Annotated in this window: 15 protein-coding genes and 2 pseudogenes; 12 read left to right on the forward strand and 5 right to left on the reverse strand. The window is 36.7% G+C overall.

Annotation, left to right across the window (positions count from 1 at the left end; all coding sequences use genetic code 11):
* Positions 1-6 precede the first annotated feature (6 nt).
* Positions 7-1,122 (forward strand): RNA-guided endonuclease TnpB family protein, encoded by a 1,116-nt coding sequence (locus BK574_RS02720; protein WP_078427391.1) that lies wholly within the window; start codon positions 7-9, stop codon positions 1,120-1,122.
* A gap of 176 nt (positions 1,123-1,298) precedes the next feature.
* Entirely contained in the window at positions 1,299-1,649 is a 351-nt protein-coding gene (locus BK574_RS02725; protein ID WP_238457927.1) for a hypothetical protein, read from the forward strand.
* A 307-nt stretch (positions 1,650-1,956) separates the two neighbouring features.
* Here the strand turns inward: BK574_RS02725 and BK574_RS27290 are convergent, their stop codons facing one another.
* Positions 1,957-2,130, reverse strand: coding sequence for a hypothetical protein (locus BK574_RS27290; protein WP_218970529.1), 174 nt, complete (start codon positions 2,128-2,130; stop codon positions 1,957-1,959).
* Positions 2,131-2,507: 377 nt separating this feature from the next.
* On the opposite strand from BK574_RS27290, the gene BK574_RS02730 reads away from it, so the two are divergent.
* From BK574_RS02730 to BK574_RS02740, 3 genes are all read left to right on the forward strand, one after another.
* Complete coding sequence (locus BK574_RS02730) at positions 2,508-3,437, forward strand: cation diffusion facilitator family transporter (RefSeq protein ID WP_078427392.1); 930 nt, start codon at positions 2,508-2,510, stop codon at positions 3,435-3,437.
* Positions 3,438-3,930: 493 nt separating this feature from the next.
* Positions 3,931-4,890 carry a DMT family transporter gene (locus tag BK574_RS02735; RefSeq protein WP_142247872.1) on the forward strand — a complete coding sequence of 320 codons (960 nt, stop codon included), beginning with the start codon at positions 3,931-3,933 and terminating at the stop codon, positions 4,888-4,890.
* A 405-nt stretch (positions 4,891-5,295) separates the two neighbouring features.
* A complete protein-coding gene (locus BK574_RS02740; RefSeq protein WP_078427394.1) occupies positions 5,296-5,553 on the forward strand; it encodes a hypothetical protein in 258 nt (85 codons plus the stop codon).
* A 432-nt stretch (positions 5,554-5,985) separates the two neighbouring features.
* Here the strand turns inward: BK574_RS02740 and BK574_RS02745 are convergent, their stop codons facing one another.
* On the reverse strand, positions 5,986-7,158 hold the full coding sequence (locus BK574_RS02745; protein ID WP_078427395.1) for a YibE/F family protein: 1,173 nt from the start codon (positions 7,156-7,158) through the stop codon (positions 5,986-5,988).
* Positions 7,159-7,627: 469 nt separating this feature from the next.
* On the opposite strand from BK574_RS02745, the gene BK574_RS02750 reads away from it, so the two are divergent.
* Positions 7,628-11,386, forward strand: coding sequence for a bacterial Ig-like domain-containing protein (locus tag BK574_RS02750; protein ID WP_078427396.1), 3,759 nt, complete (start codon positions 7,628-7,630; stop codon positions 11,384-11,386).
* Positions 11,387-11,493: 107 nt separating this feature from the next.
* Here BK574_RS02750 and BK574_RS02755 read toward each other — a convergent pair whose 3' ends face one another.
* A complete protein-coding gene (locus tag BK574_RS02755; RefSeq protein WP_078427397.1) occupies positions 11,494-12,060 on the reverse strand; it encodes a hypothetical protein in 567 nt (188 codons plus the stop codon).
* A gap of 846 nt (positions 12,061-12,906) precedes the next feature.
* Here BK574_RS02755 and BK574_RS02765 point away from each other — a divergent pair.
* The 3 genes and pseudogenes from BK574_RS02765 (at position 12,907) to BK574_RS02770 (ending at position 15,700) form a co-directional block, all read left to right on the forward strand.
* A complete protein-coding gene (locus tag BK574_RS02765) occupies positions 12,907-14,703 on the forward strand; it encodes a sensor histidine kinase (RefSeq protein ID WP_078427399.1) in 1,797 nt (598 codons plus the stop codon).
* A gap of 298 nt (positions 14,704-15,001) precedes the next feature.
* A pseudogene (locus BK574_RS28170) lies at positions 15,002-15,180 on the forward strand (oxidoreductase); the annotation flags it as partial.
* Positions 15,181-15,328: 148 nt separating this feature from the next.
* Entirely contained in the window at positions 15,329-15,700 is a 372-nt protein-coding gene (locus tag BK574_RS02770) for an iron chaperone (protein ID WP_078427400.1), read from the forward strand.
* 239 nt (positions 15,701-15,939) lie between these two features.
* Here the strand turns inward: BK574_RS02770 and BK574_RS02775 are convergent, their stop codons facing one another.
* The gene (locus tag BK574_RS02775; RefSeq protein WP_078427401.1) at positions 15,940-16,743 is read right to left on the reverse strand and encodes a LysM peptidoglycan-binding domain-containing protein; all 804 of its coding nucleotides are present in this window, start codon (positions 16,741-16,743) and stop codon (positions 15,940-15,942) included.
* 731 nt (positions 16,744-17,474) lie between these two features.
* Between BK574_RS02775 and BK574_RS02780 the strand changes: the two are divergent.
* The 3 genes and pseudogenes from BK574_RS02780 to BK574_RS02790 all read left to right on the forward strand — a co-directional run.
* Positions 17,475-18,557, forward strand: a pseudogene (locus BK574_RS02780) (AMP-binding protein); the annotation flags it as partial.
* 448 nt (positions 18,558-19,005) lie between these two features.
* Positions 19,006-19,662, forward strand: a complete 657-nt coding sequence (locus BK574_RS02785) for a carboxymuconolactone decarboxylase family protein (RefSeq protein WP_078427403.1) — start codon at positions 19,006-19,008, stop codon at positions 19,660-19,662.
* A 318-nt stretch (positions 19,663-19,980) separates the two neighbouring features.
* Positions 19,981-20,256 (forward strand): hypothetical protein, encoded by a 276-nt coding sequence (locus BK574_RS02790; RefSeq protein WP_078427404.1) that lies wholly within the window; start codon positions 19,981-19,983, stop codon positions 20,254-20,256.
* Between the two features lie 331 nt (positions 20,257-20,587).
* Here the strand turns inward: BK574_RS02790 and BK574_RS02795 are convergent, their stop codons facing one another.
* Positions 20,588-21,550: a helix-turn-helix domain-containing protein gene (locus BK574_RS02795; protein ID WP_078427405.1), complete on the reverse strand. Its 963-nt coding sequence runs from the start codon at positions 21,548-21,550 to the stop codon at positions 20,588-20,590.
* Positions 21,551-22,109 lie beyond the last annotated feature (559 nt).

Here is a 22,109-nt window from a genome sequence, read left to right on the forward strand (position 1 = left end):
TTTGATATGGCTAAACAAAACAAGGCTTATAAGTTTCGACTGTATCCAACAGATGAACAGGCTTTGATGATACGCAAAACTTTTGGTTGCGTTCGTTTTGTCTACAATAAAATGTTAGCCGAACGAAAAGAAACGTACGAAAACCTGAAAGATGATAAAGAAGCATTGGAAAAGGTGAAGCATCCGACTCCTGCTAAATATAAAAAGGAGTTTGCATGGTTAAAAGAAGTAGACTCATTAGCCCTAGCAAATGCACAACTAAACTTGAATAAGGCATACAAAGCATTCTTCAAAGGTAATGCAAAGTTTCCAAAATTCAAAAGTAAGCGACATAACCAAAGCTACACAACGAATGTCGTAAATGGGAATATTCAGTTGTTGGATGGTCATATCAAATTACCGAAACTAAAAATGGTGAAAATCAAACAACATCGAAACATTCCTTCTGACCATACAATCAAATCTTGTACAGTTTCTATGACTTCATCAGGAAAATACTATATTTCCATTCTCACAGAGTACGAAAAAGAGATTAAGAGTAAGGACATTGAAAATGTTGTAGGTTTAGATTTTGAGATGAATGGGTTATTTGTTGATAGTGAAACAGGTAAGAAAGCCAATTACCCACGTTTCTATCGACAAATGATTGATAAATTAGCAATTGAACAACGTAAACTTTCTCGCAAAAAGAAGGGGTCTTCAAATTGGAACAAACAACGTATTCGAGTGGCTAAAATCCAAGAAAAAGTCGCCAATCAACGAAAAAACTACTTACATCATCAATCGAAAGCATTAGTTATATCTTATGATGCGGTTATTATCGAGGACTTGGATATGAAAGGGATGTCACAAGCTCTAAAATTCGGGAAAAGTGTCGCTGATAACGGTTGGGGAATGTTCACTTCTTTCTTACACTACAAGCTAAAAGAACAAGGGAAACAACTTGTCAAAATAGATAAATGGTTCCCATCTACTAAAACTTGTTCGAGTTGTGGTTCGATAAGAGAAATACGATTATCGGAACGTACCTATCAGTGCGATTGTGGGCTAAATCTTGATAGAGATTACAATTCGGCGCTAAATATCAAAAAAGAAGGCATACGCTTATTAGCAACTGCCTAATGCAAATATAAACTCTTGGAACAAGAGGGTTAGCTTGGTCAAATTCGTCAGCTACCAAAAGTGGCGATTACCCAAGAAGCCCCCACTTCAAACAACCCGTAAGGGTGGTAAGTGGTGGGTAGTTCACTATCACATAAGAGCACACAAAACATAAACTGTACAGAAGGGGGGGATTTATGTTGTTCGGAAGATACGGAAATAATGAAAAACTATATCAACAATCTCCAAATTCTGAACCTTCATACTCTAAAAATCCACCTATTACAGAATGTTCGATCCAGGATTTGTTCAAAGGGAAAAACTTAGATCTAATCGCAGCTGCTTTACTATTAACGGGTAAACTAAAGGTCGATTCGGTTGAGCTATTTCGCGGCTCGCCAGTTGTAGTTGTAACTTTACTTGGAAAATACTTAACGACTGGAAATGATAAATCTAATGCTTTAGCTGATTTTCTCGAAGAAAATGGAGATATGACACTTGATGATGTATTTGATGCTTTTCAGAAGAGAATGGAAAAAGGGAGATAAATAATGAGCAGAAAAAAATAAATGATTATGGTAATGAATATAAGGGAAAAGGTTTTGACGGAATAGGTTTAACAGGTGGAATCTTTCTCGCAATTTTTCTCTTTTTATTAGTTTTTGGCTCCACTGACATAGATGATTTAACAGATGCCCCTGGTTAAAGGAGCTTTTACCTGAGTATTATAAATGAGGCGTGTATACTTACGTCAACTTATGCATGTTCGTAGAGGGTGAAGGGTATTTTCTTCCTTTTACTAGACTAAACAATTAGTGCTTACCTTGACTTGGTAAGCACCGTATTCATGTACACTTATCTTTCAATTTCTAGCTTCGTACCATTGTCAAATTTTACTTGTAGCTCAATTTCTTGTTTGCATCGAGGCATTGTCAGTTGTTGTTCGTAGATTAGCGGTAGGAACAGTTGAACGTTCTTCTGTTTGAACAACAGTTTAATTAGATTATTTACCACAATAAATTTGCACAAAAAAATATTTATTTAGGGCATCTCTTTTCATTTGAGGTGTCTTTTATTTTATCGGGTAACAACTGCCAGTAACAACTAAATGAACACAGACTAAAGGCGCCACATTCTGTGGCAACGTATGTGTGACCCACATCTTGTAGGCCTCAACTAACCATCAGTGGGGGAAGAGGAAAACCCACTCACTGATGGATGTTTCACTTTATTCGATTAATTTTGACTTAAGGCAAAAAAATATAATGAATGAAAGTTATTTTACTCGTGTTATATAACTTGTCACCCCGCAAAAACGTTGCTGTAGACCCACTCGATATTGGTCTGATAGTATAAAAAAGCATAAAAAGAGGAATAGTTCATTAATTTTGTGGTGGTGTATATAGATGGATGATCGTTTTAAACAAGCAGAGGTTGCAACATGGATAGGAATAGTTGTAAATGGAGTTTTAGCAATAATGAAAGGGTTTATCGGTTGGTTGTCGGGAAGTCGAGCTTTAATAGCAGATGCCGCTCATTCAGCTTCTGATGTAGTAGGCTCAATTGCCGTTCTTGCAGGATTACGTACGGCTAAAAAGCCTCCAGATAAAGATCATCCGTATGGGCATGGAAAAGCCGAAAATATTGCGACGATCATTGTCGCTATTCTATTAATCGTTATTGGTGTAGAAATAGCGATATCTTCATTAAAAATAATTTTTGGTGAAATACCTCCTGCTCCCAAAGGGATAGCATTAGGCGCTATTATTATTTCGATACTCGTAAAGGAAGTGCTGTTTCAATATAAGTATCGTCTTGCAAAAAAAATTAACAGTTCAGCGTTACTAGCAGAGGCATGGCACCACCGTTCAGATGCATTATCATCAATTGCAGCTTTTGTAGGTGTACTGGGTGCCATCTTAGGTCAACAGTATAACTATCCTATATTCATTTATTTAGATCCATTAGCAGGATTGGTCGTATCCATCTTGGTTATTAAAGTAGGATTCTCACTGGCAAAGGAATCAAGCCTCATTATGATGGAGCAAGTTCTTGGTCCTGAAAAAACGAAACCTTACATTAAGACGGTAACTAATATCGAAGGTGTGAAAAGAGTTGACGAGTTGTTGGCTAGAACACATGGACACTACATTGTCATCGATATTAAAGTGAGTGTAGATCCTCATATAAGTGTAGAGGAGGGGCATTTTATTTCAAAGAAAGTCAAACAGGGTCTATTAGCTAACCATAGGGATATAAAAAAAGTATTTGTTCACATTAACCCGTATCGGATAGAAAGTAACTATAACAATGTACGTAATACAGTTAAAGTATAGGGAGTAAGATATCGAAAATAAACTAGGGGGTCATACATATGAAATTAGATGGAAAAGTAGCTATTGCAGGAGCAGCATTTGGTGCATCTAAGCATGCGGTGGTTGATTGCTGAAAATAAATAATACAAGATAGTTGAACAAATTTGACTTGTATTTAGTATGGTTTTAGTGATTTAATATATGATTCATAAATCTGGGTGGTACCGCGGTCCAATCGTCCCTTTTTAGAGGCGATTGGATTTTTTTATAGTAGTATAGCAGTCATTTTCTCAGTAAGTGCCCGATTGGTTCAAACTAACAATTAATAAGTACAAATAAGAGGAATTATTGACTTAATTATCGAAAGGGAAGATATACTTTAACACCATGTAAGAGAAGTCTGTTGAATAAGCCACTTTTCTGAACGCTTTAGGTGTAATTTAACTACAGTGTACAAACAAAAGTAATTCCAAATAATGGATATATTTTATTTGTACAGGGAGGAAACATGAAAATGAATAAACTTGTAAATTTCAATAAGGCAAAAAGCTTTCTTCAAACGGATCAATCTAATAAATTACTACTTCTATCAGTAATTCTTATATGGGGGTATGCATGGGTAACAATGAAAATGTCATTGGAATATACAGGCCCATTTACCTTCTCAGCTTTTCGGTTTCTTATAGGTGCTCTAACGTTACTGCTCATCCTATTTTGGAAAAGAGTACCTAGGCCGAAAAAAAAACTTTGGGGACCGCTTATTTTACTTGGAATATTTCAAACTACCTTAGTTTATATTTTTGTAATGACAGGAATGAGATTTGTAGATGCAGGAAAATCATCAGTTATTCTATATTCTATGCCACTTTGGAGTGCCATTCTTGCTAGCAAGTTTTTAAACGAAAAAGTTTCATGGATAAGAGGTGTCGGAGTAGGGTTAGGTGTAGTGGGGCTTTCTTTTGTTATTGGTATAGACGTTTGGAAAAATCAAAATATGATGGTTCTAATGGGTGAAGGATTCATTGTATTAGCAGCAGTCATTTGGGCTGCCGCTAACATCTACCATAAAAAGGTTTTTGCTGGTGAAAATCAGTTAACAGTTACAACGTATCAAATGTTGTTTGGTATGGTCGGGTTATTTTTGGCAGCTTTATTAATGGAAAGAAATGAACCAATTATTGTGAATGTAACAAGCATATCCTTACTTCTTTTTACTGGGATATTAGCTTCAGCATTTTGTTTTTCCGTTTGGTTTTATTTGTTAGAAAAGCTAGATACAAATACATTAACGAATGCTTCCTTGCTTGTTCCGATTGCCGGTATAGTTGCTAGCTATTTTTCTCTCCAAGAACCAGTTACATTAGAGATGTTCTTTGGAGCTATGTTGATACTTATTGGGATCATGGTAAATAAAAATGATCAACTAATTTATAAAAAATTAAAGTTAAAAACGGGACACAATGAGAATATATGATGACTACATAATAAACGACACTTTTTTTTATCATTAGCAAAAATTTTATCCCGCAACAACTGGCAGTAATACAACCACTTCAAGACTTTGAGGAATCAAAGGAGGATTAGTGGGGGATAAACTGCCAGTACAAGCTTAATGAACACAGACTAAGTGCGCCAGGTCCTGTGGCAACGTCTGTGTGAGCCACATCGTGTGGGCCTCAACTAACCAACAGTGGGGGAAGAGGCAAACCCTCACCGATGGAAGTTTCACTTGATTATAACAATTGCCAGGGAAGGTATTTCTAAAGGACCAAGGATAAGACGGTTAACACATCATGAGGTTTTCCGGATGAAGAGAAGCGTTAAAAAAATGGTATAAGAAACCCTTCAATTTCTAAAAATGAAAATGGAGGTGTCCACTATGACATACAACCATGATGTAGATTACGACCGAGACGGTGATCGTGAAGATCAAATTTCAAAAGATCAAAGAGAAGAGATCTTAAAGGAAAATCTTAAACAAGAGGAAGAAATGATGAAATCGTATCTCATTTTAGCTGAACGGACTCACGATGATGACGTATTAAAAAATCGCCTAATGAATTTTGCTGAAGGAAATGCCAAACGCTCAAGACAATTAGAGGATGAGATTAATCAAATTCCAGAAGACGCGCAGTAAGGTTGAATTCATTTTATCCCGCAACAACTAGCTGTAATACCCCCACTTCAAGACTTCGAGGAATCAAAGAAGGATAAGTGGGGATAAACTGCCAGTACAAGCTTAATGAACACAGACTAAATGCGCCACGTCCTGTGGCAACGTCTGTGTGACCGACAGACATCGTGTGGGCCTCAACTAACCATCAGTGGGGGAAGAGGAACCCCCTCACTGATTGAAGTTTCACTTTATTATGAAAAAAGTGTCATTGTATTAGGCGGTGTAAACAATAAAAAATCTGTATAAGAACAACTTTATTTTTCTAAAAAATGAAAATGGAAGTGTCCAATATGGCATCCTCTTTTGGCGTAACAGTGTTTAGTTGATAAAAATCAACTCATTAAGGGGTAATCTTCCATCTAAGTATGTTAACGAAAACTGTTTTTTCTGTGCTCACGAAGTCTTTTTTAACTTCAATTGTTTCTTCTTTTCAAATACAGGGATGAGTCGAGAGGAGATCCATGCGACAATAGGAATCGTTAAAATAATCGCAATACTCCCAGCAATTCCTTGAATAATCTCGATGCTTATAAGGTCCATGTTCATTAATTGATGGTAAGGTACATTTAAAGAATAAAGCACTAAGATTGAATTTAAAGATGTTCCTGTAAAGGCAAGGATCAACGTATTTGCACTCGTTCCCATCATATCTCGGCCCACATTCATTCCAGATTGAAACAGCATTTTATTAGTTATTTTGCGGTTGTTGGAATGAATTTCTTGAGCGGACGAGGCGATTGACATCGCAATATCCATGATCGCTCCTAAACTAGCAATAAGTATTCCCGCAAATAGCAGCCCGCTAATTTGCATATTCGTTTCTCGCGCAACTAAGATTAACGTTTCTGCTTCGTAGGTGTTAAATCCTGTTACACGGGCAAAGTGTCCAGATAAAATAGAAATCACCCCAGCGATAATTACGCCAATCGTCGTCCCAACGATAGCTGATATTGTCTTTGCGCTCCATCCATTCAGTAGAAATAGCGTCACACAGGTGGCAAGGACTACAATTAATACGGATGAAAAGATCGGTGAATAGCCTTTATACAACATCGGTATAAATAAAAATATGATGATCGCAACGGTAAAAATAATTCCCGCAATCGTTTTCAGTCCTTTTTGTCCGCCAACAATCCCCATAATGGTGATAAAAGCAAAAATTAAACCGTAAAGGATAGGTGCTCGGTAATGATTATAAACTGAGACAATGTACAGCTGTGAGCTGGCGGTATCTACAGAGACGATAATACGAGAGCCCGGCTCAACATAAACATTATACAGCGTACTGAGGTAATTTTTGATTGTATGGATTTCTCCTTTATATTCTCCTGTTAAAACTGCTACTTCAATTTCTTGCGATCCTAGATATAAGCCACTAATCGTATCATCTTTAGTTATATCCTCACTAATAATATCGATGACCTTCGCTTTTTCAAAATGGACGTAAGCTGATCCACTTTGTTCATTAAAAATGACTTTTTCTCCTGTATTAAACCAATACAATATGAGACCTAAAACGAGTAATGAACTTAATAATAAGAAATATTGTTTTACACATTTCAACATGCATCCTATCCTTTCCGAGTCTAGCACGATTATTAAGTTATTGTACAAGCAGACTGTTAAGGAGCACTAATTGTTGTGTAAATTTTTACTAAAGTTCCTGTAAATAAACGTTTTTGTCCTTTCAGGAGTATTGAACTAGCCTTTTCGTCTATAATGAATTCAAAAGGCTTAAAAGGTAAAGGGGTAAAAGTGAAAAAAGATATATTTTTTCTATAAGTCTACTAAAGTGATGCTAGTTATATTGTGATAGATTCGGGCTAGAAACCTTATCGTTAAGCTAGTTCTTCGTCGATTTGAAAATGTAAAATTTTTAATTTATTAATTTACACACTATTCATTAAATTTACATTCTTTCATACAAAATTTACTGAAACTCTATTATTTATCGAATGGAATTGCCGTAGTATTACAGATGTGCATGTATTATACCGCGGTAATAGATGCCACAATATAAGAGGAGGGAAGTAATATGATGCAAAATAAGAGTTCAGTCGCTTTCTTTTTATCTTTCATCATGATCTTTTCATTAATGTTTAGTAGTTTTGGTGTTGCTTTTGCTAATGAGATGGTAAGTGTGGATCAGGAACAAATGGAGAAACAAGATGTATTGATTCAAAGTACAGATGTTGTAAATGCATCTACTTATTCTATTTCAGGTATTGCGATCAACCCTGGTAGAAATGAATCAGAGCTTTATTTTGCTTGGTACTCACCCCGAGGACCTACAGGAACCGTTGTTCAATTTGCGGAAAAATCGGACATGGTAGGAAATGAATTCCCAATTGAGCAAGCAACGACATTTGAAGGTACAGCTACTAACGCTGTGACAGGTTTCTCTTCTAATAAAGTCGTTGTAACAGGCCTTGTGCCAAGGAACGAATATGTTTACCGACTAGGTGACGGAAATGATGCGCATTGGAGTCCTGTATATGAATTCAAGACGCAAGCAACTGATGAATATAGTTTTTTAATGTATGGTGATCCACAAATCGGAGTAGGGGGTAATGTTACTTCGAATGCACAAGGGTGGGTCAATACGGTTAATAATTCGTTAAACCAATTTCCAGATGTAAACTTTTTAGTTTCTGTTGGTGATCAAGTTGAAACCGCAACAAGTGAGGCGCATTATGATGGCTATTTCGCTCCAGAACAATTAAAAAACTTTGCTATGAGTACAGTTCAAGGAAATCATGATAATCAAATCAACTATCAATATCACTTCAATACCCCGAATCATTCGCCAGAATATATTTCAACCAATGCAGGTGGTAATCACTACTATACGTATGGCAACACACTTTTTATGGTGTTAAATACGAATGCTCGAAGTGGTGCAGGTCATAAGGCATTTATGCAAGAAGCAATTGCTAACCATCCTGATGTTGAATGGAAAGTTGTCATTAACCACCAATCTCTTTATAGTTCGGCTAATCATTCAACAAGTAGTACAACGGCAGATTTAAGAGCCAACCTTTTTCCTGTCTTCGATGAGCTTGAAATCGATGTTGTTTTAGCTGGGCATGACCATTCTTATACAAGATCTTATCATATGCTAGGAGATCAACCTCAACTTCAACAAACCGTGGATCCATATGGTAGAGTCGTAAATCCAACAGGAACATTGTATATTACGAACAACTCAGCTAGTGGAAGTAAATACTATAATTTAAGAGCTCCAGCTCCACATGAAGCTGTAGTTTCACAACCGAGAGTCCCAACGTTTTCACATGTAGAAGTCACAGATAATAGTTTTACGATTACTGCTTATATTACTGATACGATGGAGATTGTTGATACGTATACGATCGTAAAAGATCCTTCCATCGCACCACCAGAACTGTCTGAACTAATGCTTTCAACTGAAGAACAAACACTCGCTACAACGCCGTCTACTGTTGTGCCGAATGAAATTACATTAAGCTTGCGAGGCGTAAGCGAGAACGGCTTCAACGTACCTGTTTCTTCAGAAAGCTTACAATACAAGACGAGTCCAGAAGACGTCCTAAACATTAACTCTGATGGCTTAGTTACGATCGCAAATCGAGCTTATAATGGACAAGTAGAAGTTTGGGCTGAAGTGACACAAGATGGACAGGCTGTTACGAGTAACAAAGTCATTTTAAAAGTACAGCATATTAAGGATACTATTCTATTAAAACGTGGTAGTGAATGGAAATATCTTGATAACGGTTCAGATCAAGGCATCGCTTGGAGAACTGCAGATTTTGGAGATAGTGCTTGGTCTACTGGGGCGGCCCCTCTAGGATACCCAATTAGTGAATCTCGTCCGACGTTTGGAAGTGTAAACACACTTATTGATTTCGGACCCAATTCCAGTAGTAAATACGCGACCTATTATTTTAGAACTGAATTTACTATTGATGATTTATCGAAAATTGGCGATCGTGGAATGGTGGGGTTTGGCATTGATGATGGTGTCGTTCTTTACTTAAATGGTCAAGAAATTGGTCGATTTAATCATCCAGAAGGTGAAGTACCTTACAATAAGTACTTACAAGATTTCAGCGGTTTTGGAGTCGCTAATGAAAATCAGTTTGAAACTTTTGTGTTAGATGAGACGCATATGGCTTATTTAGTAGAAGGTGTGAACATATTAGCTGCTGAAGTTAGACAAGATCGACCAAACAGCTCCGATATTTATTGGGATATGGAGTTTACTGCGGCACAAACATTTACCCCAGACATGTCTGAATTAGCTAACTTAGAGGTCGAAGGTGGAGAGTTAACGAGCGCATTTCAACACAATAGCTATGAATATTTTGTGAAAAGAAGTAAAGAAGAGCCGTTAAAACTCATTCCAACGGTATTTACTGAAGACACAACGATTACAGTAAACGGGGAAGTTGTCGCCAATCGCAAACCATCCAATGAAATTCCTTTGAATAATGGCAAGGCGGTTATTAAAGTAGCAGATTCTAACGGAAATGAAACGACTTACACCTTAACAATTTTTACAGAAGAGGCATTTGTAGCAAAAGGAAGTGAATGGAAGTATTTGGATGACGGTTCAAATCAATATACGTCGCTTGATCAAATGACTGACTGGAGACATCCTGATTATGACGATCGTCAATGGAAGTCAGGTCCAGCCTTACTTGGTTACGGTGGATATAATGGGGAAAAGACAACTGTCGGATTCGGCCCTAGCTCTAGTAATAAATACCCTACAACATATTTTAGAAAGACAATTGAAATCGAAAATCCTGACGCGGTGTTTGATTTAAACTTAAGCATTTTGAGGGATGATGGGGCTGTTGTTTATTTAAATGGGGTCGAAGTATTTAGAAATAATATGCCTGAGGGTGAAATTGGTTACTTAACATTAGCAGCTAGCACAATAGGAAAAGATTATAACTACTATTCAACGGAAGTAGTTCCTACTCTTTTAAGAAAAGGTGAAAATGTACTGGCGGTTTCAATTCACCAAGATCGAAGAAGTAGTTCAGACATTGTATTTGATCTGGAAATGGTGGGGAAAACTTCAGCGAAACAGCAACCGATTGAGGCTGTAAATCTAGAAATAGTAACAGCACCAAACTTAGTGACGTATATTGAAGGTGAAGACTTAGAGGTAGATGGTGCTGTCGTGAGAGTAACGTTTAGTGACGGAAGCACGAAAGATGTGGAAGTAACAGCTGAAATGGTTAGTGGATATGACAAATCAACTTTAGGCACTCAAACGATAACAGTCTCAGTAGAAGGCGTTGCTACTGAATTTCAGGTGACAGTTATTGCCAAACAGGTTACTAGTATAGCCTTTATTTCAGATCCAAAAATCTTCGTTTATGAAAAAGGCGCAGAAGAACTATCAATTGAAGGAGTGACTATACTAGCAACGTACAATGATGGTACAGAAGAGACGGTAGCTATCACTCAAGAAATGATTAGTGGTTTTGACAGCAGTGCACTGGGCGAGCAAGAGATAACTATAACCTATGAAAACGATGTGTTAACATTCGTCATCCTCATTGTAGAAAACATTAAGGAAAGTCCTGCTGCACCAGCAGTTGCTACTAGTATTTTAAAAGAAAACAACTTACCTAATGTGATAGGCACTGGAAAATCACGCGTTAATATCGTATCAGAAGTGGCGCAACAAATGGGAAAAGGTGCAGATTTTAACGGTATCAGCAAAGAGGATAGATGGAACTATTATCTAGAAGTAAAGAAATACCTAAAGGACACTTATGATTTAAACTTAAAGTAACAGTAGAAATAACATGTAATTAACTAACAAAACGCTCAGAGATGAATGCTCTGAGCGTTTTATTAATGCGTCTATTCAATTGAAGTATCCGTAAGCTTACTAAAGATTTATTGCTTCTCTTTTTCTTGTAACCATTCTTTGTATTCAGGTAGAGTGTATTCGTCAGTTTTTACAACCGTCCATTGACTATCAATCTGTTTTAAGAATATTTTTAATAAATATTCACCGCCCGATTCTTCAAAATCATTTCTTAAATAACCAATGCTTCCGTGAACAAAAACAATTACTTCATCCTCATTGATTGATTTCACTTTGATTCGATCGTAACTTTCAATATTGTAATTAGCATCTAGCAAATCAAATCCTTCATTTAAGGGTTTCAGTTCATACTTCTCTATATTGACTCCTTGCTCAAGGTCTATATTATGTTTTAACTCTGGATACTTTTGCCATAGAATTTGAATATCATTATTTATTACAGCTTGAGTTCTATGATACATATATTCTCTAATAGGCTTAATATAATCTACCCAGTTTGATGGTTCTGGTTCGACAAAACCTCGTATTATCTCCTTTTGTGTATTAAAATCATCTGATGAAGTTGAGTTATGGTGACATCCTAATAAAGATAATAAAAAAACAACTATTATACTTCCTAAAAGAAAATTCTTCATAGTCAATACCCCTTATTATGTATGACAAATATTTTTTTGAAATTTTGTATTAAGACTAACTTTCATGACATTTCGTTACTATATCGGTTTGCAAACGTGTATTTAAATCTCTTAATCAATCACCTTCGTAACATGGATGTCTTATTTTTTTCTGAAAAACATTAAATCAGAAAAAGTTAACCCAATAGATAAACCGAAAGGAGTAGCAAAATTCCAAATAGTCAATTCTGATGGTTTGAAAAAATAATAATAAAGAAAGTATACAACGCTTAAAATTGTGAACAAAATAATAAACTTAAACACTCTTTTTCTAATTTGAATCCAAGTCAAATTTCTAATATTTATAAGGGCTTGAACAATTAAATGCAAACTATATAAAAGAAGAAAGATTGCGTATCCAATAATAAATTTAGTAGCAAGTGGTGAATGAATATCTTTATAGATTATAAATATCGTGATTATCGTTCCTGCTAAAAATACAATAAATAAAATTAGGTTTAAGTAAATTCCCTTCTTCATCTTCCCATCCTTACATCAACTCTTTTTGTGTAACAAGCCAAGTTTCGTTACCTTGTTAGTTGCTAGTATAAGAACATCACTTCACAAACTTCTTCTTCATTTTAACATATAATTACAATTCACCTTATCTTTTGAAAAATAGTATTTCAAAAGATTTAGGATGTTATTTACGCGCGTCAACAATAACGAGTCTCGTTCAATTCACTTGAAAAGTAGTTGCTTTAATAGAGATTTCAGTTTAAATTAAAATAAAAACGATACTGGAGTTTTTTTCCTATATTCGGTTTGGTTAAAATAAAAATTCATCGAGCATAAAAGGGGAGTAACATGGGGAAAAGAATATTGTTGATGATCTTCATCATGTTGCTTCTTCCATTTTATACGGTGACGGCAAGCAACATATCTAATTATTTACCTAGTAATATCTCTATCTATGATGGAGAAGGGACGATTGAACAAATCAGTAAAGAAGTGAATTGGAAGCCTTTACGTACAAATCACCCCAACACTGATAACTTCATATGGTTAAAAGTTGACGCTCCGACAGATAGCCATAAAGATCCGTACTTATATTTGAATACCGCACCGGCATTTTTTGAAGTTTATCAAAATCAAAATCTTATTTATTCGTATGGTGAAAAAGAATCTGATCCAAGAATTCAAAATTACCGACGGTGGGATCTAATCTCAATTGATGAGAATGAACCCGTGTTTATACAACTAAAGGGGAATTTTCCAGAAACCGTATCAATTGGTGCAAAGCATCAGTTTTTAGAACAAATGCTTTATGCGGATCTTATCCGGATTATTGGAAATATCGGGCTCATAGTAATGGCATTCTTTTCAATGATTTTTTATTTGTTTAATAGAAAACAAACGCTACCCCTTATTTTTGCAGGTTTTGCCTTATCCTTAGCGATTGGTGGATTGTTAAGGTTAGAAACTAAACAAATTCTGTTGGATGAGGCACTTCTATTTTTTTATCTAAATGCATTCATATCTATGATTGGCCCGATTTTTTTCTTTTTGTTTTTTTCAAAATTATTGGATATACGGTACAAAAAACTGGTAGCTTGGTCGTGGAAGCTTTATGGAGCCTTCTGTTTGTTCGCTCTTTTTGTTCTAACTTTATGGCCACAATTTCTTGTTGCGGTTATGGTCGGATTGAATGTTCTCCTAATGGTTAGTATGCTTTCAATCTCAATATTCATGGTTTTGTCTTATGTGAAGACAAAAAGGAAAGTGCTTTTATATTCCATTCTGGGTGTCACTGGCTTTATCATGATATATATCATCGGCCTTATTGGACAAATAGCCGAACTCAGAATTGAGGTTGGACTAATTGCAAACTATGTATTAGTAACAGCTTGTATTAGTATTTTTATCAGTCAATATGTAGAGCTTAACCGAAAGATCCAAAGATACTCAGAGGAACTAGAAATTAAAGTTGAGGAAAGAACGAATGAATTAAAGGAAACTCACCATCAGTTTGTAAAATCAATCCAAGAAAGTGCCACAGCGATGGCGGAAATTGCAGCGTTAGAGGAGCGGAACCGAATCACCCAAGAAATACATGATAATGTCGGTCATACACTTACAGCAACGATTTTACAAATTGAAGCAAGCAAACGCTTAATGGATAAAGATCTAATGTTAGCGAAAGACAAAATGGATCTCGCTCAAACCCTTGTTCGTAAAGGCATTGATGATATTCGCAGTTCAGTACGAATGCTAAAGGCTAATGATTGGAGCTTTGATTTAAAAACATCGTTACAAGAACTGATCCAAGAAACGTGTAAATATACAGACGTCCACATTGATACGGAGTTGTCAGCCATTCCCAACCTGACGCATCAACAAAAAAGTACGCTTGTTTTAGCATTAAAAGAAGGATTGACGAATGGCATAAAACATGGAAAGTGTAAGAGGTTTCATTTTAGGTTAAGTGTTGAAAAGGATAAGGTTAGATTTCTCCTTAAAAATGATGGACAACCGTTGGAGTTGCAGAAATATGGTTTTGGACTTTCGGCGATGAATGAGCGAATTCAACAATTAGGTGGAACTCTACACCTCTATCCTGAAAAAGAGTGGGGTTGTGTGTTACAAATATCCATCCCGATATAAATGATAAGTAATTTTATGAGCTTAATAGAGTATGGAGAAATAGTAAAAAAAGCTGTCATTTTCGATGGTCGCTTAATTTTTTCAATAATGTCGTTGAACCACGTCTTTTTAAGGAACTGAAGTAATTCAAGGCGAAAAAAAATTCTGCAATTCTAGTAAGTTGTCAGTGGATCAGGTATATACGGTATGGGCTCAATAAACAATAAATATGGTTCTTCAATAATCAGGCTCTAACCTTATAGAGTTAGCTCCTATATTCTCATTACCTTAAGGCCGATAAGTGGTGGGTAGTTCAAGTGAAAAAACGCTGGCTTCCAACACTCGAGAAACGCGAGCAATGATTGATGCAGCTATCCAGAATAATGTATTATTAATGGAGGCGATGAAATCAACGCTTCACCCTAATTTCAAGAGGAAGAAGAAAACCTTGACATAATTGGAAAAGTTCGCCGATATAATGCGAGCTATTGTACATATCCTCACGCTATTTAAAATGGGCCTTCTATCGTTAATTGTCTGTCATCATGACATTCGTGTCTGAGCGATTATGTGAGGAGTTTTAAATACGTATGGGTTGAAAAACTTATCTGTACGACCTAATTTTTAATTTTTAGGAGAGAACAACATGGAAGTTTTTACAGAATATTTAGCGAGTATTGATAACCCGCAACATCAGGCCCAAACGGAAGAAGTTTTGTTTTGGGTAACTAAGAAATTTCTTAGTTTAATGCCAAAAATTGCGTGGAACCAGCCCATGTTTACTGATCACGGCACATATATTATTGGCTTTAGCGTAGCCAAACATCATTTGGCTGTTGCCCCTGAAAGGGTAGGGATTAATCATTTTTCAAATGAAATTGTACAGGCGGGCTATGGTCACACCAAGGAGTTGGTACGGATCAAGTGGAATAGTCCAGTTGATTTCTCATTACTAGAGAAAATGATCGAGTTTAATATTTTGGATAAGGCAGAGTGTTCAACTTTTTGGCGGAAATAGAAAAAATAAGATATCCTTTAGAGGCTTTTACTTGCGTATTCAGACCTTTTGGGTTCGTTAAATGAAAAAGTGTTCTGTCGACGGTAAACCGAACTAGAAGCTCTTAGAAACCCTGTAACGGGTTTATTTCAGAGGTGAAAACACGCTATTACGAGGTTAATTGAAGAATAAAGGGAACCCACTATAATGAGGTTCCCTAAAATTATGCAATAAGATTAATATCTTTATTCTCTAAAGCTTTACATAAAATAGATTCTTAATTGGACAAGATCTATGATACTACCGTCTACTGCACTATGGGAATAAACCCATATTTCGCCACCGCGAGTGGTCGGTGGTTGGTCGAAGGGAACCGTTCCAGAAAAATAACCGTATGCAGGTGGGCCATCCAATGCGGTTGTAAAACGTTCATTTGAAATAATCACATTGTTATCATCGCGAATTTGCATCAGCACGTTGGCTTCAAATACTCTTGCAAACCCTTCAATACGTACCCCGCTTTGAATAATATCCCCTGGTAAAGGACGAATAGTTACAATATTTTGAGAGGACGGAAGAGGAAGAAGGAGACGAAAACCAACGTAAATTAAATCAAGTGAGAAGCCAGGCCTTCCGTCGTTTGCCGCTATTAAATTGGCAACAGGGATTTGAAATCGTCTTGAAATGCTAGTTAATGTATCGCCTACTTCAATTTCGTAGACAAATGCTGGAACCCACAACGGTTGCCCTATAAAAATCAGGTTCTGATTTTGAAGGCGGTTAACTCCTGTGAGTAGATCGATATGAGTAGAAAATTGCTGGGCAATCCGATAAAGCGCATCTTGGGGCTTAACTATATAAATGGTCCGAAATGGGCGTTCGGCAGGGACAGGTATTACGAGAGTCCAACCAGGATAAATTAAGTTTGAATCCGTTATCGGCGGAATTAGTTGATTGGCTCTTTGAATCCCTGAGACCGTACTGCCAAACCGTGCAGCGATTGAAAATAACGTATCACCAGGCTGAATGGTATAAATAACATGTGTCTCTCTTACGACAGGCATGGTAATATCACTCTCCTTCATGTTTTTTAATGAGTTGCCTAAATAGGGGATCTATAAAAGAAGAAACGTAAAAGATATTGAGGAAAAACACCAACACTAAAAAAACAAAATGGTTTTTCAATATTTGGCGCTAACCTCATGGAGTTAGCGCCTGTATTTTTCATTACGACCCGATTTGAAGAATATATTATGTATGACGGAGTGTTTTTAAAAAATGAAAAGAAAAGAGGAGCGTTCAATAAGTGGTAACCGTTAGATCACAGATTTCCATATAGGTCCAGCTGGTATTGCTTCAGCTTTTAATAATTATGATCCAAGCAGGTTGTACAAGAACATCTATGTGCTAAAAGCAGCAAACCATTTTATTGGGAGTGTAAGAGAAAAACAGAGTTCAATGAGCCAACTATAAGTAACATCGACCTTACAGGGGGACTTAATGAAGACTCGGGGACTTAGCGGATATAAGCTATAAACCTGCCTTTCTTTTAGAATTGAGAAGGCTATTAGTATAAAAAAATCTGACGGTGAAGCGGCGGAATACCTATTTATCAAAGGCAGATGATTTTGATCTTTTGAACTTCACGGATTTGAGGTAAAAAGAAGAAAAACGAATTAAACGTTTGAATGAACAAGACTAAGGATTCCAAGCCTGTGGAACTCCTGTGTAACATCATCGTGTGGCCCGTAACTAATATACAGTGAGGGATGAAAAATGTATCTATAAAGGAGTAAAAACAAAACGTGATGATATGGCTTTCTTACCTTATACGTCTGGTACAACAGGTAACCCAAAAGCTGTGGTACACACTCATGGATGGGCATTTGCACATTTACAAACTGTTTCAAAGAATTGGTTAGGAGTTAAGGAAGGTGATAAGGTTTGGGCAACAGCAGCTCCTTGTTGGCAAAAGTGGATTTGGAGTCCTTTCCTTTCTACAATCGGTTTAGGGGCAACAGCTTTTGTATACCATGGAAATTTTGATCCTAACAAATACTTAAAATTATTACAAGACCACCAGATTTCAGTTTTATGCTGTACACCAACTGAATACCGCCTAATGGCAAAGGTGGACAATATTGAAAAATATTCATTAACCGCACTTCGAAGCTTAGTCTCTGCAGGTGAACCACTGAACCGTCAAGTTATAGAAACATTTAAAAAATATTTTAATATAGATATCCGTGATGGATATGGACAAACAGAAAATACACTCTTAGTCGGAACAATGATGGGAATGGAGATTAAACCAGGATCAATGGGTAGACCGACTCCAGGTAACGAAGTAAATATTATCAACGAAGAGGGGAATCCTGTAAAACCTGGTGAGGTAGGGGATATTGCTGTCCATAGAAGTACACCTGCATTATTTGTAGAATATTACAAGGATCCAGAACGAACTGCAAAAGCATTTCGTGGAGATTGGTATATTACAGGAGATCAAGCAACTAAAGATCAGGATGGTTACTTTTGGTTTGAAGGCCGAAGTGATGATATTATTATTAGTTCTGGCTATACAATCGGGCCTTTTGAGGTAGAAGATGCATTAACTAAGCATTCTGCAGTTCAAGAGTGTGCTGTAGTTGCAAGTCGAGATGAGATACGTGGTAGCGTGGTAAAAGCATTTGTTGTGTTACGAAATTCTGAAGATGCAAATAAAGAAAATATTATTGCAGAATTTCAAGAACATGTAAAAAAGCTAACTGCACCATACAAATACCCTAGACGAATAGAATTTGTATCTGAATTACCCAAAACTACTTCAGGAAAAATCCGTCGGGCGGAATTACGACAGCAAGAAATTTATCGTAAATAGAAAAATAAAATTTATCTGAGGTAGTCTCTAGAACAATTGATCTTCAAAAAAGTTTGCCAAGGAGTTAATCGAATTGAACACTACTCCAGATGCTCCCGAGGACGTGGTGAAATTGTTTACTTCGTCCATTCCAATGGGTAGTTATGGAGCTCCAGAAGAAATTGCTAATGTGGCATCCTTCTGATTATCCGATGAATAGTCGTATGTAACGGCATAGATTTACATGATTGACAGCGGGGGATCATCAACAAAAACGGGACTTGGGGACATGTTCAGTATCCTGCCAAAGCTGGTGCATTGTCCGACTCAGCATTAAGTATTGGTATTGCGGTTATTTTCAAGCTCATTTAGTTTGTTGTTGATTCATCGATTATGTTCTTGACTCAATGGGTCGGTGGCGAATACATTAGGAATTTCAAAAATTCAAAATAAGGGTGAGTGAGGAAAAATGGAAACGAATGGTTTGTATCAAAAATCAAATATTCGCAGATTATCAGAATTATCAAAGCTTTCCCCAGAAACATTTAAAGCATTTTTTGAATTTGATAAGTTAGCTCTATCTGACGGGCTGATTCCGAGGAAAACGAAAGAGTTAATTGCTGTGGCGGTTGCACATGTTACAGGCTGTCCTTATTGTATTGATGCCCACGTAACTGCTGCAAAAAAGGTAGAAGCGTCAAAAGAAGAAATGGCTGAAGCGATTATGGTTGCGACCGCATTAAAAGCGGGTTCTGCCATCGCTCATGGGTTGAATGCATTACCAGCATTTGATGGCGACAATGAAGGCGATCTTTATCAAAAATCTAATATGTCCCGGTTCAAGGAATTTAATGAATTAAGTCCTGAAGCCTTTCGTGCGTTTAATAGATTTGATATGGAAGCAATGAAGCCAGGGCTCCTAAGCGAAAGAGAGAAGGAATTAATCGCGATTGCGATTGCCCATGTAACAGGTTGTCCGTATTGCATTGAAGTCCATACAAAAAGTGCAAAGAAATTAGGGGTTTCACGTGAAGAGCTGGCAGAGACTATTTTTGTAGCGACTGCCTTAAAAGCTGGCTCGGCTTTAGCACATAGTGTGAATGCATTAAATGCTTATGACTTTTAAGAGATATGTAAACGTAATCTTAAGGGATCAGGACAAATTTCTGTTGACCCGTAAACAATGAAGTATTAAAGAAGATGTTGTCGCTTTTTCACTAATATACCGTGATCCATGAAAGGATAAGCTGATGATTCCGCGTAAACAGGAGGAGTCGGTTTATCCTTTTTACTGATTAGGGATTCTTAGCTTTAATTTGAGAAAAATAGAGGAATAATAGACATGCTTATTATCAATCTATTTAAAGATTAATAATGAGCATGTCTAGTAAAGTACAAGCATGGAAATACTAACAGCAAGATTACTAAGAAGGAGAAGAGAAAAATGAAACAAGAGAACAAACCATTAATCCATATCGTCCAAGAGGACCGTTTTGAATTAAAATTTTATCTGGCTCATTTGTCTAGCCATTATAAAGCTTGTTTTAAAAATGAGAAAAGAAGAATAAATGGGTACGAAAAAATGAATATCGGGCAATCTTCTAGAAGACCTTACCATCTTTTGGAGATGGGTAGGGTCTTTTTTGTGTGGTGGGTACCTGACAATGAAAAACCGCCCAGCTCCGTAGGAGGTAAAAGGGTGACTTTCATAAATAAATAGATGCATGGACAACTACCACTCTTAAGGTAGCAGTTGCAGGGTGAAGTGTTACCAGTACTTCTCTTTTTAATAATAATCTACTTATACATACATGAAGTATACCTTTACCAATTCACAATAATCGCCAATGATAGAATTCCCGGGTAAGGTATTTTTGAATTGGCGATGAATTCAATATGAATCTCACTTGGTCTATAACAGAAAAGAGTATTTGTTACTGATGGGGTAATAATTTTTTCCATATGGCAAACGATTGGACATAAAGGTTATATTAACTAAGTTAATCCATGTTGCTCAACATACAGAAGCTTTTATTCGCAGAAGTTTACTACTATACTTGAGCGCTGAATGTGTTCAAGGCGGTGGTGCGGTATTCAGTTGGAGTTACCTTGAAACGGCGCTTGAAAGTGCGACTAAAGTGGGCAGCATCATTGAAGCCCCATTGAAAAGCAATATCTGTAACGGTACGTTGAATTTGTTTAGGGTCACCGAGGTCTCGGCGACATTTGTCCAAGCGTCGGTCACGGATAAAAGCGGCTACCGATTGTCCTTCAGGTTCGAATAACTTGTGAAGGTATCGGATAGAAATTCCTAGGCTGGAGGCTATCAAGGAAAGCGTGAGTTCTGGGTCGGCCAAGTGGGCAGAGATAAACGATCGGACACGCTCCCGATGAAAGTTGGTCATGGAGTAAACCTCGTTAAGCTTAACACTGGAGACAGTGCTAAATGCAGTCGCCAGTAAATCCATAGTACATTCTGCTACTCTTATCCTGGCGAGGGGGTCGAGATCAAGATAAGAGGTTGCCAAATTTCTTAAGAATGTCGATACCATGGAGTTAACTGGATGTTGTGTCCCAGGCATCTTTACTGATGTAACCAGCTTCGTTTGACCATAGCGGGCATGAAGCAACGAGCGAGGGAACTTGAGAATAAGTTGTTTATACGGTTGCTCACCATGAAATACATAAGGTCTGGTACAGTCAAACAGGATAAAATCACCTGGCTGAAGTCTGGCCATACGTTGATCCTGCTCGGTATAACTTATGCCTTCAGTTTGTAAAAGTATGAGAAAATTATCTTCCTCACACTGACGCTGCGAATGAACAGCATGGTATGGGGACGAAGTTAATTCAGAAATTTGTACATCTTCTATATATCCACTTTCAATTTGACCTGAAAACGTCTGAGAGGATAGTTGAAACATATCTTGCCTTACAATATTACCAACTATATCATGCCAATATTCGAAACGTTCCCGTTCCTCTACTTGTTTAGTAGTCAATATTGTTTTCAATCTAATCCCTCCAGTTAAGTTGTAAATTCTAAAGTTTAACTAGTGTATAATTTTAAGATGCATTATTATTTAGAAGAAGCAGTGTGTGATATTATCTCATGCAAAAAAATGTATTTGTAAGAAAAAGCCAGTGGAAACATAACAAAAGTGAGCCGCTTAAATTACCATATATACCAAATTATGAATCACTTGTGGTTGGGTTTCTTGTAACAGGGAGCGTAAGAATCCTAAGAAATTCCCACAATTATATTGGATTAATTGTTAGTGTAAGGATGTATGCTCCAGCAATATTAACAAAAGTCGAATTGTTAAATTCCCGAAAGCCTTGATTGTTTGGACCTGTTATCAGAAGACTCTATCTACACTTTGATGTTGTAATCCAACCGTTTATCTCCACCTCCTAACTTTCATGTTGTAAAACCCCGTCTTATTATTTTTGCTATTTAGTAATTACAATAATATATTTGAGTCCCAACGTCAAATAAATTTCAGAAAATTCAACCTTATCTGCTTTTGGGGGTTATTAGGAATATTATACTTTGTGAAAGGATGAGCAAGA

It is taken from the genome of Alkalihalobacterium alkalinitrilicum (assembly GCF_002019605.1).
Taxonomy (GTDB): Bacteria; Bacillota; Bacilli; order Bacillales; family Bacillaceae_F; genus Alkalihalobacterium; species Alkalihalobacterium alkalinitrilicum.

What these genes read in the sequence shown, in the direction of transcription:
- BK574_RS02785 (WP_078427403.1), top strand. Translation starts at nt 19,006, where the DNA reads ATGGAAACGAATGGTTTGTATCAAAAATCAAATATTCGCAGATTATCA.
- BK574_RS02730 (WP_078427392.1), top strand. Translation starts at nt 2,508, where the DNA reads ATGGATGATCGTTTTAAACAAGCAGAGGTTGCAACATGGATAGGAATA.
- BK574_RS02765 (WP_078427399.1), top strand. Translation starts at nt 12,907, where the DNA reads ATGGGGAAAAGAATATTGTTGATGATCTTCATCATGTTGCTTCTTCCA.
- BK574_RS02720 (WP_078427391.1), top strand. Translation starts at nt 7, where the DNA reads ATGGCTAAACAAAACAAGGCTTATAAGTTTCGACTGTATCCAACAGAT.
- BK574_RS02755 (WP_078427397.1), bottom strand. Translation starts at nt 12,060, where the DNA reads ATGAAGAATTTTCTTTTAGGAAGTATAATAGTTGTTTTTTTATTATCT.
- BK574_RS02770 (WP_078427400.1), top strand. Translation starts at nt 15,329, where the DNA reads ATGGAAGTTTTTACAGAATATTTAGCGAGTATTGATAACCCGCAACAT.
- BK574_RS02740 (WP_078427394.1), top strand. Translation starts at nt 5,296, where the DNA reads ATGACATACAACCATGATGTAGATTACGACCGAGACGGTGATCGTGAA.
- BK574_RS02750 (WP_078427396.1), top strand. Translation starts at nt 7,628, where the DNA reads ATGATGCAAAATAAGAGTTCAGTCGCTTTCTTTTTATCTTTCATCATG.
- BK574_RS02745 (WP_078427395.1), bottom strand. Translation starts at nt 7,158, where the DNA reads ATGTTGAAATGTGTAAAACAATATTTCTTATTATTAAGTTCATTACTC.
- BK574_RS02775 (WP_078427401.1), bottom strand. Translation starts at nt 16,743, where the DNA reads ATGCCTGTCGTAAGAGAGACACATGTTATTTATACCATTCAGCCTGGT.
- BK574_RS02790 (WP_078427404.1), top strand. Translation starts at nt 19,981, where the DNA reads ATGAAACAAGAGAACAAACCATTAATCCATATCGTCCAAGAGGACCGT.
- BK574_RS02735 (WP_142247872.1), top strand. Translation starts at nt 3,931, where the DNA reads ATGAATAAACTTGTAAATTTCAATAAGGCAAAAAGCTTTCTTCAAACG.
- BK574_RS02725 (WP_238457927.1), top strand. Translation starts at nt 1,299, where the DNA reads ATGTTGTTCGGAAGATACGGAAATAATGAAAAACTATATCAACAATCT.